Origin of the sequence: Sphingobacterium sp. HMA12, assembly GCF_002933815.1 — a bacterium.
Classification (GTDB): domain Bacteria; phylum Bacteroidota; class Bacteroidia; order Sphingobacteriales; family Sphingobacteriaceae; genus Sphingobacterium.
On record NZ_BEYR01000002.1, the window covers coordinates 716,352 to 730,393 of the forward strand.

General features: G+C 41.5%; 13 protein-coding genes. 6 read left to right on the forward strand and 7 right to left on the reverse strand.

Features of this window, described 5'->3' with window-relative positions; all coding sequences use genetic code 11:
• Nucleotides 1-39 precede the first annotated feature (39 nt).
• Both HMAT_RS16410 and HMAT_RS16415 read right to left on the reverse strand, forming a co-directional pair.
• Complete coding sequence (locus tag HMAT_RS16410; protein WP_104383908.1) at nt 40-369, reverse strand: iron-sulfur cluster assembly protein; 330 nt, start codon at nt 367-369, stop codon at nt 40-42.
• A complete protein-coding gene (locus HMAT_RS16415; protein WP_104383909.1) occupies nt 366-1,535 on the reverse strand; it encodes a glycosyltransferase family 4 protein in 1,170 nt (389 codons plus the stop codon). The genes HMAT_RS16410 and HMAT_RS16415 overlap by 4 nt, the downstream gene beginning before the upstream one ends.
• A gap of 112 nt (nt 1,536-1,647) precedes the next feature.
• On the opposite strand from HMAT_RS16415, the gene HMAT_RS16420 reads away from it, so the two are divergent.
• From HMAT_RS16420 to HMAT_RS16430, 3 genes are all read left to right on the forward strand, one after another.
• Nucleotides 1,648-2,616: a polyprenyl synthetase family protein gene (locus HMAT_RS16420; protein ID WP_104383910.1), complete on the forward strand. Its 969-nt coding sequence runs from the start codon at nt 1,648-1,650 to the stop codon at nt 2,614-2,616.
• 83 nt (nt 2,617-2,699) lie between these two features.
• Complete coding sequence (locus HMAT_RS16425) at nt 2,700-3,476, forward strand: amidohydrolase (protein ID WP_104383911.1); 777 nt, start codon at nt 2,700-2,702, stop codon at nt 3,474-3,476.
• A gap of 285 nt (nt 3,477-3,761) precedes the next feature.
• On the forward strand, nt 3,762-4,205 hold the full coding sequence (locus HMAT_RS16430) for a MarR family winged helix-turn-helix transcriptional regulator (protein ID WP_104383912.1): 444 nt from the start codon (nt 3,762-3,764) through the stop codon (nt 4,203-4,205).
• A gap of 135 nt (nt 4,206-4,340) precedes the next feature.
• Here the strand turns inward: HMAT_RS16430 and HMAT_RS16435 are convergent, their stop codons facing one another.
• From HMAT_RS16435 to HMAT_RS16450, 4 genes are all read right to left on the reverse strand, one after another.
• Nucleotides 4,341-5,897 (reverse strand): FMN-binding glutamate synthase family protein, encoded by a 1,557-nt coding sequence (locus HMAT_RS16435; RefSeq protein ID WP_104383913.1) that lies wholly within the window; start codon nt 5,895-5,897, stop codon nt 4,341-4,343.
• Nucleotides 5,898-6,083: 186 nt separating this feature from the next.
• Complete coding sequence (locus HMAT_RS16440; RefSeq protein ID WP_104383914.1) at nt 6,084-6,845, reverse strand: Rossmann-like and DUF2520 domain-containing protein; 762 nt, start codon at nt 6,843-6,845, stop codon at nt 6,084-6,086.
• Entirely contained in the window at nt 6,845-9,304 is a 2,460-nt protein-coding gene (locus HMAT_RS16445; RefSeq protein ID WP_104383915.1) for a heme lyase CcmF/NrfE family subunit, read from the reverse strand. The genes HMAT_RS16440 and HMAT_RS16445 overlap by 1 nt, the downstream gene beginning before the upstream one ends.
• A 20-nt stretch (nt 9,305-9,324) precedes the next feature.
• Nucleotides 9,325-9,732 (reverse strand): cytochrome c maturation protein CcmE, encoded by a 408-nt coding sequence (locus HMAT_RS16450; protein ID WP_104383916.1) that lies wholly within the window; start codon nt 9,730-9,732, stop codon nt 9,325-9,327.
• Nucleotides 9,733-10,049: 317 nt separating this feature from the next.
• Here HMAT_RS16450 and HMAT_RS16455 point away from each other — a divergent pair, with 317 nt between their 5' ends.
• Nucleotides 10,050-11,009 carry a lipid A deacylase LpxR family protein gene (locus HMAT_RS16455; protein WP_104383917.1) on the forward strand — a complete coding sequence of 320 codons (960 nt, stop codon included), beginning with the start codon at nt 10,050-10,052 and terminating at the stop codon, nt 11,007-11,009.
• On the opposite strand, the gene HMAT_RS16460 is transcribed toward HMAT_RS16455, so the two are convergent.
• The gene (locus HMAT_RS16460; protein ID WP_104383918.1) at nt 11,006-12,265 is read right to left on the reverse strand and encodes a dicarboxylate/amino acid:cation symporter; all 1,260 of its coding nucleotides are present in this window, start codon (nt 12,263-12,265) and stop codon (nt 11,006-11,008) included. The two genes, HMAT_RS16455 and HMAT_RS16460, sit on opposite strands and share 4 nt — an antisense overlap.
• Before the next feature lie 268 nt (nt 12,266-12,533).
• On the opposite strand from HMAT_RS16460, the gene mnmD reads away from it, so the two are divergent.
• Nucleotides 12,534-13,214, forward strand: coding sequence for a tRNA (5-methylaminomethyl-2-thiouridine)(34)-methyltransferase MnmD (gene mnmD / locus HMAT_RS16465; RefSeq protein ID WP_371412053.1), 681 nt, complete (start codon nt 12,534-12,536; stop codon nt 13,212-13,214).
• A gap of 112 nt (nt 13,215-13,326) precedes the next feature.
• Nucleotides 13,327-13,905, forward strand: a complete 579-nt coding sequence (locus tag HMAT_RS16470) for an RNA polymerase sigma factor (protein ID WP_104383919.1) — start codon at nt 13,327-13,329, stop codon at nt 13,903-13,905.
• Nucleotides 13,906-14,042: the final 137 nt, after the last annotated feature.

Sequence of the window (14,042 nt, forward strand, 5' to 3'; positions counted from 1 at the left end):
TAGTCTTTTGGAGGCATTACATATTTTCTAAAACAATGTCTACAGGAATCCAAGTTCAAGCTTCGCTTCTTCAGACATCATATCCTTGGTCCATGGCGGATCAAAAGTCAATTCCACTAAGGCTTCTTTGATTCCCTCTATTCCGGCAACTTTTTCCTGCACTTCATTCATGATTTCACCTGCCACCGGACAGCCGGGAGCAGTTAGTGTCATGACGATTTTTGCAACGCCATCTTCCTTCGTAATAATTTCATAGACAAGTCCCAGATCCACAATATTTGCTGGCTTTAATTCCGGATCATAAATCGTTTCCAGTGTAGCTTGGATTTGAGGTGCCAAACCCAGCTTATCCATTACAATAATGCTCATTTGTTCAATTTTTTATCTTCAATAGCGTCTTTATAGATCGCTAATAATTCGCTCTCGTTTATTTCAGGAGTAAAATTACTAAAATAATAGGCAAGGCAGGTCTTTCTTATCTCATCTTTTTCATCTGTTTGCTTGGCATTCCATTGCGTCAGGCAAGCAACAATTTCATCTTTATTGTGAGGATCAAATGTCTGTCCGGTTTTGTCCTGGATAATCATTTCCGGTAGAGGACCTAAGTTTGAACAGAGCACCGCTGTACCGACAGAGTAGGCCTCAAGGATCGTAATCGGCATTCCCTCAAAGCAGATGGAGGGAACAATTAGCGCCTGCGCGGCAGCAACAAGTGGTAAAATCTCCGTTCGGGGTTTAAAACCGAGATAGCTGATATTGGCATAGTCCCTTATTCCTTTTACAACCTCCTCTTCGAGTGGGCCGCCACCGATGATCCTCAGTTCCAGATTCGTCCCTTTCACCGACTCAATCAGATTTAATATTCCTTTTTCGTCTGATAGTCTGCCTACATAGATAAAATAGGGCTTTGGAATTTCGGTACTCAAAGCCGACGGAAAAACAAAATTGGGTTTTACGGCAAACTTTTCGGGAGCTATTCTTAATGTTGAATCGGCAAATATGGACTTGGCAAAGCTGCTTAGATTAATATACCGATTGACTTTTTGCCAGGTCCCTATTTTGCGGTGAAACCAGTTGTTAAACGCAAGGAGGAATGTCTTAATGATCGAATCATTAAATGCTTTTTCTTTAACGGCTGTCCAGGGAAATTCTTCTTTTAAAGATTCCAGAAACAGGTGATTGTGGTGGTAGAGCGTCGCCGATGGACAAAGAAGCCTAAAATTGTGCAGTGTCATTACCTGAGGAACATCCTGTTTAGCGATCGTACGTATCAGGAGCGGGCCAGAGGCATAATGCGTATTATGGAGATGCACAACATCAGGTTTGAATTCCCGCATCGCTTTTTTTAATCTGTTTGCAGCGAAAATATTCCAGACGGAACCTAGTGTCTGAAGGGCGCCCCGCCAACCTTTTTTATTTTGAAAGGTAAGCGTATGTACCTGGTGATCTTGGGACAGAAGTGATGATTCCTGTTGAAACACAGTATCTTCCCCTCCGGGACTTTGATAAAATGTATGGATAATCAGTATGCGCATAACAAAAGACTTATACAAATGTACAATTTTGACCTGACTTGCTTTGGAAGGGACAAAATTGGCATTTCTATTATGTTATTACTATATTCGCATGATTCGATCGTAAAGATATATGCAACACTTACAACAGCTCGTGATAGAGGCGATAGAGACAAGTCAATTTCCTGAAACTCCAACAAATTTATATGATCCAATACGGTATATATTGACTTTGGGCGGCAAGAGGGTTAGGCCAGTGCTAACATTGATGGCGGCCGAGTTATTTGGCATGCAAGAAATGGACGAAATTATTCCGGCCGCAAAGGCTGTGGAATTTTTTCATAACTTTTCCTTGATACATGATGATCTGATGGATAAGGCACCTTTGCGAAGGGGGAAAACCACGGTTCATGAAAAGTGGGATGCCAATATTGCCATTCTGTCCGGAGATGGACTGTTGGTTAAGGCTTACGAAGAGATCTCCAAATGTAATCCGGTTTATCTGCCGGCAACCTTGCGGATTTTGAGCAAAGTCGCCATGGAAGTCTGCGAAGGCCAGCAGCTTGATATGGATTATGAGGTTCGCGCTTCACTGCTTATGGACGAATATCTGGAGATGATCCGTTTGAAAACATCTGTACTCCTGGGAGGGGCATTGCAATTGGGCGCCATCCTTTCAGGGGCGAACGAACAGCAGCAACAATTGATTTATGATTTTGGGGAGAATGTTGGTTTGGCTTTCCAATTGCAGGATGACATATTGGACGCCTATGGTGATCCGGATACTTTTGGCAAAATCGTTGGCGGTGATATTATGATCAATAAAAAGACCTTTTTATTGGTTAAGCTGATGGCGGTGATTGCTCAAGAAGATGTTCCGTTCATGCAGCATTTATTAGATTCGACGGTTGAGACTGTTCCGACAAAAGTTGAAGATATGCTCAGCTTATATGATAAGTATCAGGTCCGAAAATCGGCAGATGAATTAAAGGATATCTATACACAGCGTGCATTTGAAAAAATGAGCGCATTGGATGTACCAAACGAACGTAAGGAAGCGTTATTACTGTTAGCAAATAGCCTTTTGGTTAGACAGCAATAGATAGAAAATTCCGTTAAAATTCGTATTTTGCCAATAAATGGCTATTTTGTACTAAATAATTAAATAAATTTTAGATAACGTTCATGGATCCTTTAAAAATTACCGTATTTCAAGCATATTTATTCTGGGAAAATATTGAAAAAAATCTGAATAATCTGGCATTGAGGCTATCCGCGTTACGCGAAAAAACAGATTTGATTATTTTACCGGAGATGTTTAATACGGGATTCACGAACAACGTCGAAAAATGTGCTGAACCAGCCAATGGTCCTACCACGAGATGGCTGTTTGAAATGGCAAGTTCATTGAATTGTGTTGTCGCCGGCTCATTGATCATTGAAGAGGGGGGAAAATACTATAACCGCTTTGTTTGGATGTTTCCTGATGGCAAATATGTGAAATACGATAAACGTCATCTTTTTGGCATGTCCAAAGAAAGTGAATATTTTGAGCCTGGCAACGAACGTATTTTAGTCGATATCAAAGGCTGGAAAATATGTCCTATGATCTGTTATGACCTTCGGTTCCCGGTTTGGTCCAAGAATCAAAATGCTGCATACGATATCCTAGTTTATACAGCTAGCTGGCCTGACAAACGTTCGGCACATTGGAGAGCACTTATTCCTGCACGCGCTATTGAAAACCAAGCTTATGTTGTCGGAGTGAACCGCGTGGGACATGACGGAAATGATATTTATTACTCGGGTGGATCAATGTGTATATCACCGCTAGGTGATGTTGTCTACTATAAGCCCGAAGATGAAGACTTATATACCTTTACATTAAATCCGAATGACCTGCTAGAGGCCCGTGAAAAATTTCCGTTTTTAAAAGATTCTGATTCGTTTACAATCGGATAATTCATTCTTACCGCGGGAGAATTTCTCCTAAAATTAGGTATAAAGACAAGCAATTTATTTTGTTTGTATCCTTTTTTATTCCTAAATTCAGTCTACTATAAATCGTTTATGATGATTTATTAACATCTATTTATTACATGTTGATAAAATTTGTTTGACACAACTGTAGAAAAACGTAATTTAGGCTAAGTATTAGCCAAAATAAGTTTAGTTTTTTTCATCTTGATTTGAGCATAATATTTATTAGCAACTTAAGTTGCGTAAACAACCATAACCATTATTTATATGTTAGACCAAGATTTAGTATCGCAAGAGTATTTTTATAATTTCCTGACAGGAAAGTATTCAATTGCTGTTATGCGGAGATTACAGCGTAATCTCAAAGAGGCAGGATTAAGTATTACTTCGGAGCAATGGAGTATTATGTACAACCTGTGGGTAGAGGAGGGGCTGACCCAACAGGAGCTGGCGATTCGGACATTTCGCGACAAACCAAGTGTCACACGCCTGATCAATAATCTAGAGCGACTTAATCTGGTTATCCGTGTCAACGATAAGAACGATAGGCGATCGAATTTGATCTATTTGACCAAAATTGGACGAAAGATGAAGGACGAAGGCATGAAGCAAGCCAATAATACGATCGAACAGGCCCTTGGTGGATTGACCGACGATCAAATTGCGTTGTCGCATACAGCCTTACATCGCGTGTTATTCAATTTGAAATAATATCGGCGAGATCTTTGAGAATCACACGTATTATGAAATTATCTGTGCCGAAAGGCCTATAGGGGAAAAGAAAACAAGAAGCCCTCAGTCGTTGCTCGCGCTGAGGGCTTCTTGTCTATAGTCGCTGTATCGAAATTAATCTTCGAAAAGCTTGCTTTCAAAGTCTGTGTGGCTATTGACTAATTTTCCTTCGGTACCAAAATAGATTTCCTGAAAACTTAACGTCCGTATTGCATCCACCTTGCGATAGAATTTATCGGCGGATACTTCGGATAAGGTTTTGAATCCACAAGCTTCCATGATCTCAACTGTGGCGCGTAGTGTATTACGGTGGAATTGAGCAACACGTACGTACTTGTCGTTCACATCCAGCCCTTTATACAGATGCGGTTGTTGCGTTGCGACACCGACCGGACATACGTCTTCGTTACATTTCAGGGCTTGAATACAACCTAAGGCAAACATCATTCCACGTGCACTATAACATGCGTCGGCACCCAAAGCAATCACTTTTAGAATATCAAAACCAGTTACAATACGGCTTGATACAATTACCTTAATGTGTTTTTTCAGACCAAATGCAATCAGGGTTTTGGTTACAAAGGCCAATGCATCATACAACGGCATACCCAAGTTGTCTGTAAACTCCAGTGGTGCAGCACCTGTACCGCCTTCAGATCCATCGACCGAAATAAAGTCTGGGAAGATCTGTGTATTTTGCATAGCATGACAGATGTCCATAAATTCATGTTTGTCACCGATACATATTTTAAATCCGATCGGTTTTCCACCCGAAAGGTCGCGCATTTGCTGGATGAAATGCATCATTTCCGTTGGTGAGGAAAAGGCACTGTGTGCAGGCGGGGACATCACATCTGTTCCAGGGATGACGTGACGTATTGCCGCAACTTCAGGTGTATTCTTTGCCGCCGGTAAGATACCACCATGGCCGGGTTTTGCCCCCTGTGAAAGCTTAAGTTCGATCATTTTCACATTTTCACGGTTTGACTTCTCCCTAAAAAGTTCAGGGTCAAATTTACCTTCCGAATTACGACAGCCAAAATAACCTGTACCTACCTGCCAGATCAAATCGCCTCCATTGTTGTGGTAATCACTGATACCACCTTCACCAGTATTATGGGCAAAATTCTGTAGTGCAGCACCCTTGTTTAAGGCAGTAATAGCGGTTTTGCTCAATGCACCGTAACTCATTGCTGAGATATTGAATACACTTAAGCTATATGGTTTTTTACAAGCTTCATTCCCAACTTTAGTCCGTAAATCATGATTCTCAATATGACAGGGGAATACGGAATGCGCGGCCCATTCATTCCCAACAGCCTGTGGATCTGTTTGCATACCAAATGCAACTGTCTCGCGCTGATTTTTTGCCCGTTGATAGACAATGGAGCGCTGTCTCCTATTGAACGGACGACCATCCATATCGGATTCCCAGAAGTATTGTCTCAATTCGGGGCGAATGGATTCGAAGATATAACGAAAGTAACCAACCAAGGGATAATTGCGTAAAATTGCATGTTTGGTTTGGAAACTATGGTATAAGGCGATCAACAATAATGGGAATGGAATGATCAGTAACCAAAACCAGCTCGATGTAAATATAAAGCCAAATGATACAATGATTAAATTAATCACAATCATTATTGAAATAATGAGTTTTCTAACTTCCATAGAAAATACGATTGTTTAGTTTTAATTCGCTATTTTAATGTTTCGTCCAATTGAATATATTACTGCTCAATTAGCATTCCAAAATGCGCTTTTGGACAGAGCAAATGTACTAAAGTTCCCCAAGTAAATAGTTATATTTACTATGCCAGAATAAGTTTTGACAAGTTTATAACTGTTTCTAACAAACTATTTTCTTTTAGTAATCTGATGCGACAAAAGTTGATAGATTTGCTGTAAATCTGGTTTATTGCTAATAAATTTCAAATGTTTTTGCTGTGTTACTTCATCTTCCCGGATTGCGGGACCTGTCTGAACTGTTATCGGAATGTGATTTTGAACTTTTTCTGCCGTTTCCAAAATGATCGGTCTGACCAGATCAAAGGAAAGATTATACTCTTCTAGCAGCTCATAAGCGAACTGATATAGAATATTTGCAAAGTTGTTGACCATGACTGAAGATAGATGGATCGCCAATCGTTGCTGTGAATTACACAGGATGCTTCGGGAAGAAAACGTGCGTGCCAGCTGAAGTAAGCCGTCCGCATTGCTGGCATCGTTTCCTTCGACACAAAAGGGAATGAGCGAAAAGTCAACGATTTTGTTTTTGGAGAGCGATTGCGGTGGGTAGATGACACCATAATTCCTGAAGCGGTTCAAGATAGCCATATCGGTTGCTCCAGAACAGTGCACAACAATTCCATTGATGTCCTGTGGCATTGTTTCTACAAGTGTAGGAATAGCCTGATCAGATACGGCGATAAGATAAAGATCAGCATTGGCCAGCAGTTGGGTTAGATCGTCTGTACCTGGGCATTGAAGTGCAAAGGCCAATGCATCCGCATTGGCCTTTGTTTTACTATAGATTTGAACGATCTGATGTCCTAGCAGTTGAAATGCTTGTCCGAAATGTGTTGCGGCATTTCCGCTCCCTAAGATAACAATGTTCATTATTTTGCTAATTTTCGTTTTTCCTCTTTATTTCTTCTGACAATAGACATGATGAAACCAATGGTCATGACAATCGTTCCACACCAAAAGAAGTTGATGTAGGGGAATTTGATTGCCTTAAAGACTACCCATTTTTTCTCAGGCAATGGTTTTTGGTAGACCATGATTTCCAGTTTATCCTTATCTGGTTTGATTCCCGTGAACCTAAATTTAAGACCTTGATCAGTGACATCTTTATTGAAGTCATAAACTCCACCATCCTTGATCAAATAAATAGGTTGCACATCATATTGTTTGTTATCAGCCGCAAAAACCTTTATTTTCAAACCCACCATCACATCATTGGGGCCTTTCGGGATCTTTTCTAATTGCGCTTCTTTATTCAGCCCTTCAATAACATAATACCCGTTGCGATAACGTAAGGTATCACCGATGCTGACTTGATATGTCGCAGGTTCTTCATAATCTTCAAAACCTGTTTTTTCTTCGTCCGCTACTTTGGCGTGCTGCGCCTGACTTTCAGCTGCAGCAGCAGTAATCAGCGTATATACATCATGTGTCATATAATGTTTGGTTGCCGGAGTACCGATCAGACCGCCCATTTTAGCATTATTTTGCGCGAAAGGCTGCAGCACAAATTCTTCTTTCACTTTACCTGTTTCCTCGTCAACACGTTCGTACTTGATTTTGTAATACGTATTTGGTGCTACAATACTGTCACCGATATACGTGATTTTATATTCACCCATCTGTACGGGCTGTCCTTCAGTTAGGAATAGGTTTTCACCCGGCTTTTCCACTTTGTCAAAGCCCGATACGGCAATGTACCCTGTATTGTTGACCGAGATGACTTCATTTGTTGCAGCAGCGACCATTGCGCCGATCAACAATAATCCGAAACCGATATGGGCAACCGAAGAACCGGCCAATTTCCACTTACCTTTGACTGCATCACCCAGCACCCGGATATTCGCCAGGATACAAAAGATGCTGGCAAAAGTGATCAGGATATAGATCAGGTTGGTATATGTTTTGGTAAAATAGGAAATAATCGCCGTCAGGATAATGGCTACAGCCAGCGATGCTACAGTAGATGCTAAGAACTTGCGGCTATCGGTGCGTTTGTATTTTAAGAACTGTGTAAATCCGGTCATAATCATGACGATAACCGCAAAACCGGACTGCCATTTATTATAATGTTGGATTGGCTCCAACGGTGGCGCAACCTTGGTGCCAAAAATCTTGTTAAATACCGGAATAGACGTAGAGGCAATGATCTGTGCACAGGCAACAGTCAGTACCAAAGCACCAATAAATAACCAGAATTCTCTCGAATAAATATCTTCGTCTTTTTCAGTAATCGGCATTTCTTTCTTTTTAACAACAAGAAAGACGATCATAATTGCTAAAAATGCAACATTAAATAGAATCAACTGTCCACTCATCCCTAAGTCGGTGAACGAGTGAACGGAGGTTTCGCCAAGGATACCGCTGCGTGTTAGGTAAGATGCATAGATCACCAGCACAAAACTGATCATGGCCAGGAATGTCGCGGTGAAATAGGAATGCCCTGAATTTTTATAGGCAACCATGACGTGTACGGCAGCGATCAAGGTGAACCAAGGGATAATCGACGCATTTTCCACCGGATCCCAAGCCCAGAAGCCACCAAAGTTAAGCGCTTCGTAAGCCCAGAATGAACCCATAATAATACCGGCTCCAAGAATCATAACGGCAAATAGGGCCCAAGGTAAAGCAGCATTGATCCATTCTTTATAGCGTCTGGTCCATAAAGCACCAGTGGCATAAGCAAAAGGAACAATCATCGAAGCAAAACCAAGGAATAAGGTGGGTGGATGAATGACCATCCAATAATTTTGTAGGAGCGGATTTAATCCGTTACCGTCTTTAATTAGTGACAGATAGTTTGCTTCCTTCAGGATAGGGAAATTCATTGCATCACGTAGGAGGATGAATGGCGAACTTCCAATGCGTAATCCCAATAATTCAACCCCTATGATCATCGAGGCTAAAAAAGCTTGACAAAGCATCACAAAAGTCATGACGGAAGTTTCCCAGCTTTTGGCTTTGAATAGCAATATCGCTCCCAGTACTGTTTGCCAGAATGTCCACAGCCAGAAACTTCCTTCTTGCCCTTCCCAAAAACTGGAAATGATATAATAGGTAGGTAAGTCTCTCGAAGAGTGTGCAAACGCGTAATTATATTCAAAAAAGTGGTTGTAAATAATGTAAAATAAAGTTGCGCCGACTGCTACCACTGAGACTGCATTCACCCAGAATGCGATGCGGGCGATCTTTTTCCATGAAGTCTCTTCAGGGTTTTTAGTCGCGAAAAAATAAGCGATACAAGATAAAAGTGCGGCACCAAAAGAAAGAACAATAAAGAACTGTCCGATCTGCCCAGGTAGCAGGTGCTCACCAACGTAATTAACGTCCATTGAAAAGTTGATTTTACAAATTAATTATTGAAAGCTGTGGCATTGATTTCTGTCACGACCGATTTATCGTTATATTTCGAAGGACATTTCATCAATATTTTACTCGCTCTAAACACATTTCCGTCCATTTTGCCAGTCAATACAATCTGCTCTGAACGCTCTATGTCCTGCGGTTTTGCACCTCTAAAGACAACTTCACACTCTGTACCGTCATTGTCGTACATGAAAAAGCTGAATTTGTTGGCATCTGTCTTTGGGTCATAGTGGAGCGCCTTATCTTTGTTGAGCTGACCAACCACATATAGTTCTGTTTTCTTTTCTTTTGCCTCGGAAAATGTCGAGTAGGTACTTGAATCCGTATAGATAACAAGTATCATGGCAATGGCCACTGCAATAATAGCGATTAGAATGATGGAACTTTTTTTCATCCGTTTAAATTTGTTTATTCATTTGCGACGATCTCCAGAGATCTTATGTTTCCCTAAAAAGGAACTAGGTGTCAATAGCAATGAGCGCCTTGCATACGATCGTTTTGACAATAACTGACACTTAATCGAATGCAAAATTACAAATAGATTTGCGAAGAAAGGAATAATGCAACTTTTCGACATTATTTATATTTGTTCTAAATAGATTGTTGTGCCTTAAAAAATGAGGTATATTTGGATGCTTTTGAATAATTTAAAAGGAGATTTAATATTTTGTCGCAGTTTATATCGCATGAATTTTACAATTGCCTGTTAATATGAGTGTTGCTTTGCGGTCTTTACTGCTCTTATATGGGATTATACTTCCGTTTTTTTTGGTTTTTGGGCAGGAGAGGTTGCGCAATCAGGAACTTTCCATTCAGAATGACAATGATGTCTATTTATTGGTTGGGCAGGACAGATATTATACCAATGGTATTAATGTCAATTATCGGATTGCGCTACCGCCAAGGGCCACAGCTGAAATTTCTAATACAGTACTGGATTTTGAACTTGGACAACGGATCTATAATGGCATTAGCATGATGGATTATCGTCGGCAGAATAAGAAATATGACCGGCCTTTTGCAGGATATCTTTATTTGAGTGCAGCGGCGGCCCATTTTTTGAAGGCGGAGCAAGTTGTTGAACTGAAAGTGGAATTTGGGCAAATCGGCTCCCGATCGTATGGTGAGGATGCGCAGAAGTTTATCCACCACCTTTTTGGAATGTATGAGGCCACAGGCTGGGAAACGGAGTTGCGCAATGCCTTTGGCGTGGATCTGCAGGCGAAATATCTGAAAGGAATTTACCGGAATGAATCGCAGTCCTTTGATCTTGGTATGATGGGAAGAGGAGTTCTGGGCATGAACAATACCAGTATCGAAGCTGGAGTTCCGATACGTGCGGGTAAACTTAAATCGTACCACACTTCGACCTTTACCCATGGACATTTGACGCAGGCCCGAACTAACAACGAGAAGGAATGGTATTTTGTCTATCAGCCTAGTTTGGCTAGGGTCTTTTATAACTCCACCATACAGGGCGGATTGGGTCAAGATGATCCTATCGGTGCATTATATCAGATTGAACCTTGGATGTTAAGTCACCGCATAGGCTTCAGCTGGTCCAACCACAAGGTTAATTACGGCATTAATTATATTTTCAATTCCAAGGAACTTAAGTCTGTCTTTCACCGGCATCAATACGGACAGCTATTCTTTTCTTATCGCTTTTAGCTGCTAATTACTGTGTTTTCGGGGATCGGATCGGAGAGTTTCTGTCCGATGAGTTTGGTGGTCAACATCGCCGCCACGGTGTCGCCGGTCGCGTTGAGCATCGTCGCCAAGGGGTCTACTAAAGTCGCAATGATCATAATCGAGGGAATGACTTCTGTCGGCATTTGATAAACCGATATGATGAGCATTTCGCCGATATATCCACCGTTTGGAATACCTCCGGCAACGATACTGACCAGCAAGGTGATTCCAACAGCCATAACCAAGTTGGTTGGCTCAAAAAAATCTTGTCCACTCAACAGCAGTGCAATGTAAATTTTAAAGATACAGGCGATGGCTGAACCATGTTTATGCAGTGTCGTGCCTAGCGGGATGACGACACTGGCGACGGTATCGGGTATGCCAATTTGTTTTGCTGCCAGTAAGTTGGCCGGCATGGTGGCGAGGCTGCTGCAACTGCTAAGCGCAGTCAGAGAAGGTAAAATATTGTTTTTCCAGTATCGTTTGACTCCTTTGATACCAAATGCAAGAAAGGCAAAAAGACTAAATATCGTGAAGAAGTAGAGTAAACCAAAAATATAATAGAGACCGATGGGTTTAGCATAGAAGCCAAAGAGCTGTGGGCCAAGCGTACCGACTTGATAGGCAAAGTAAGCACCAAGACCAATAGGAGCCAGATTCATGACCATGACCAATAAATTGCCCATGACGGCATTTCCTGAGTTGATAAATTTTCGGAACATATCAGCGGAATCACCTGATCTGCGTGTAGCGATACCCACTAAAAATGAGAATATCACAAAAGCAAGCATATTCTGACGGGATAGTAGGCTGGAAAATTCACTAACAGTCAGGAACCGGACCATTTTCTCACCCCAGGAATCCTGTGTAGCTGTATCGATGACATCTCTGGCCTGCTCAATCGGGAGGTCCGAACTGACGGGGAATAGGTAGAGGAAAATAACACTGCTGATACCAGCAACCACAATCCCGATTACAAATACCAGTGACATCATGCCAATGATACGGCCCAATACACTGTCTCCCTCGATGTTGGCGACCGACGAGGCTATCGCAAAAAAGACCAGGGGTATAACACTGACAAAGAGCAGGTTTAGGAAGATATCCCCAATTGGCTTCAGGTTATTCACAAAATGTGGAAAAAAGATGCCGATTAAACTTCCGATACTGATGCCAAGGAGCAACAATAGGATGCTACCATAGTTCTGTATAAAAGTTTTTGCCGAGTATGCCATTAGGTTCAGTAATTGTTTCGTGTTTACGACGCTAAAATAATCTTTTTATCTATTATTTTCATTTAACACTTCGATAAAGATTAATCGGGATTTATTCGAACCAGCTTTTTATCTTTGAGCGAATCTTCTGATAGAAGACCGCCGCCGTTGCTGGGAGAAAGGTGGAGTGTGGGTGCTTGTTGTGTCGGATGGTTCCGAAGCTTCATGAAAGACCTTGTTGATGTCAGGTTGGGTTGAGGGGCGTAAAGGATATTAGATTTTTTTAATAATGAGTATGACGAAAATGGATTTTGTAACGACCGCAGATGGCTCGAAGACATTGTACAATGCGGAGATCGGTGAATGCTACCATTCAAAGCATGGCGCTGTCCAGGAAAGTAGGCACGTATTTATCAAAACGGGTCTGGATCACTATCAGCAGCGGACAGGAGCTTCGGATGTCGCCATTCTGGAAGTAGGATTTGGTACTGGACTTAATTTTCTGCAGACAGCCCATTTCATTCGGGACAAACCATTTCAGGTAGACTATGTCGGAATCGAAGGTTTTCCGTTACCGCTAGCAACCGTTGCCGCAACAGGATACAATGAGACCGTTGATGCGGCAGTTTGGTCAGCTTATCTGCATCACTATGAAGCGGCATTGCAGCAGCAGGTTCAAATGCACGAGCGTTTACAGTTCTGTATTGCTCATACCTTATTGATGGATTTTCAAACCGAAAAACGATTTGACGTCGTGTATTTTGATGCTTTTGCCGCCATACATCAGCCCGAGATGTGGAGCGATGCGGCATTGGCACATGTCGCCCAGTTCGTTAAACCCGGTGGAGTTTTTGTTACTTATGCCATTACGGGCAATCTCAAACGTAGTATGAAATCTTTGGGCTTTTCCATCGAGAAAGCTCCCGGGGCGCCGGGAAAAAGAGAAATGTTGCGCGCTACAAAGCTTTAGATAGCGTGCTGTTCCATTTTAAATTATTGTTAACTGTTTGATAATCTAAAAAGTGTTTTCTAATTTAGCCTTGATATTAAGGCTAACCTAATAGTTCACTTTCCACTACCTCATGACAGATTCACAGTTGATAGACAGTTTGAAGGAAGATAACCAGACCGGGTTTGTGGCTATTTATCATAAGTACTACAAACAGCTACTTTTCTATATTCTTCGTTATCTGAAAGAGGTTGATATCGCCGAAGAAATTGTGGCGGATGTTTTTGTTAAGGTATGGTCCCGTCGAACTGATTTTCAGTCGATGGAAAGCCTGCGGGCTTTTATCTATATTACGGCAAAACATGCCAGTCTCAACGCCATTCGAGACAAACGCACAAAAGGCATTCAGGAGCCTTTATCTGACTATGAGGATCTGTTAATGGATGACCGCGATGCTTTTTCGAAGATGATTCATGCAGAACTGGTACACGCGATCTTTAATGAAGTTGAAAAATTGCCAGAAAAGCAAAAAGAAGTCTTTAATCTAACCTATCTGGAGGATAAGACCGTCGAAGAAATTGCGGATCAGTTGCAGATAAGTCCAGCAGCTGTATACACCAATCGTTCCCGTGCGGTAAGTACCATTAGGGGGCTTCTGGGAGCAAAAGATGCCCTGGCACTAATCGCGTTCCTGTCCTTCGTCAGTAAGTAATAAATATCCAGTAAAAAACAGTCGATCAACGTAAAAGGAAACTATCGCATATGCGATAGAAGGGGCAATGTTTTGTGTTTATTTTTAAACTATCTAACTGATATGTAGTCTTTTGTTTATTTTTTTATTTTTTTCTG

What these genes read in the sequence shown, in the direction of transcription:
- HMAT_RS16410 (WP_104383908.1), bottom strand. Translation starts at nt 369, where the DNA reads ATGAGCATTATTGTAATGGATAAGCTGGGTTTGGCACCTCAAATCCAA.
- HMAT_RS16415 (WP_104383909.1), bottom strand. Translation starts at nt 1,535, where the DNA reads ATGCGCATACTGATTATCCATACATTTTATCAAAGTCCCGGAGGGGAA.
- HMAT_RS16420 (WP_104383910.1), top strand. Translation starts at nt 1,648, where the DNA reads ATGCAACACTTACAACAGCTCGTGATAGAGGCGATAGAGACAAGTCAA.
- HMAT_RS16425 (WP_104383911.1), top strand. Translation starts at nt 2,700, where the DNA reads ATGGATCCTTTAAAAATTACCGTATTTCAAGCATATTTATTCTGGGAA.
- HMAT_RS16430 (WP_104383912.1), top strand. Translation starts at nt 3,762, where the DNA reads ATGTTAGACCAAGATTTAGTATCGCAAGAGTATTTTTATAATTTCCTG.
- HMAT_RS16435 (WP_104383913.1), bottom strand. Translation starts at nt 5,897, where the DNA reads ATGGAAGTTAGAAAACTCATTATTTCAATAATGATTGTGATTAATTTA.
- HMAT_RS16440 (WP_104383914.1), bottom strand. Translation starts at nt 6,845, where the DNA reads ATGAACATTGTTATCTTAGGGAGCGGAAATGCCGCAACACATTTCGGA.
- HMAT_RS16445 (WP_104383915.1), bottom strand. Translation starts at nt 9,304, where the DNA reads ATGGACGTTAATTACGTTGGTGAGCACCTGCTACCTGGGCAGATCGGA.
- HMAT_RS16450 (WP_104383916.1), bottom strand. Translation starts at nt 9,732, where the DNA reads ATGAAAAAAAGTTCCATCATTCTAATCGCTATTATTGCAGTGGCCATT.
- HMAT_RS16455 (WP_104383917.1), top strand. Translation starts at nt 10,050, where the DNA reads ATGAGTGTTGCTTTGCGGTCTTTACTGCTCTTATATGGGATTATACTT.
- HMAT_RS16460 (WP_104383918.1), bottom strand. Translation starts at nt 12,265, where the DNA reads ATGGCATACTCGGCAAAAACTTTTATACAGAACTATGGTAGCATCCTA.
- mnmD (WP_371412053.1), top strand. Translation starts at nt 12,534, where the DNA reads ATGAGTATGACGAAAATGGATTTTGTAACGACCGCAGATGGCTCGAAG.
- HMAT_RS16470 (WP_104383919.1), top strand. Translation starts at nt 13,327, where the DNA reads ATGACAGATTCACAGTTGATAGACAGTTTGAAGGAAGATAACCAGACC.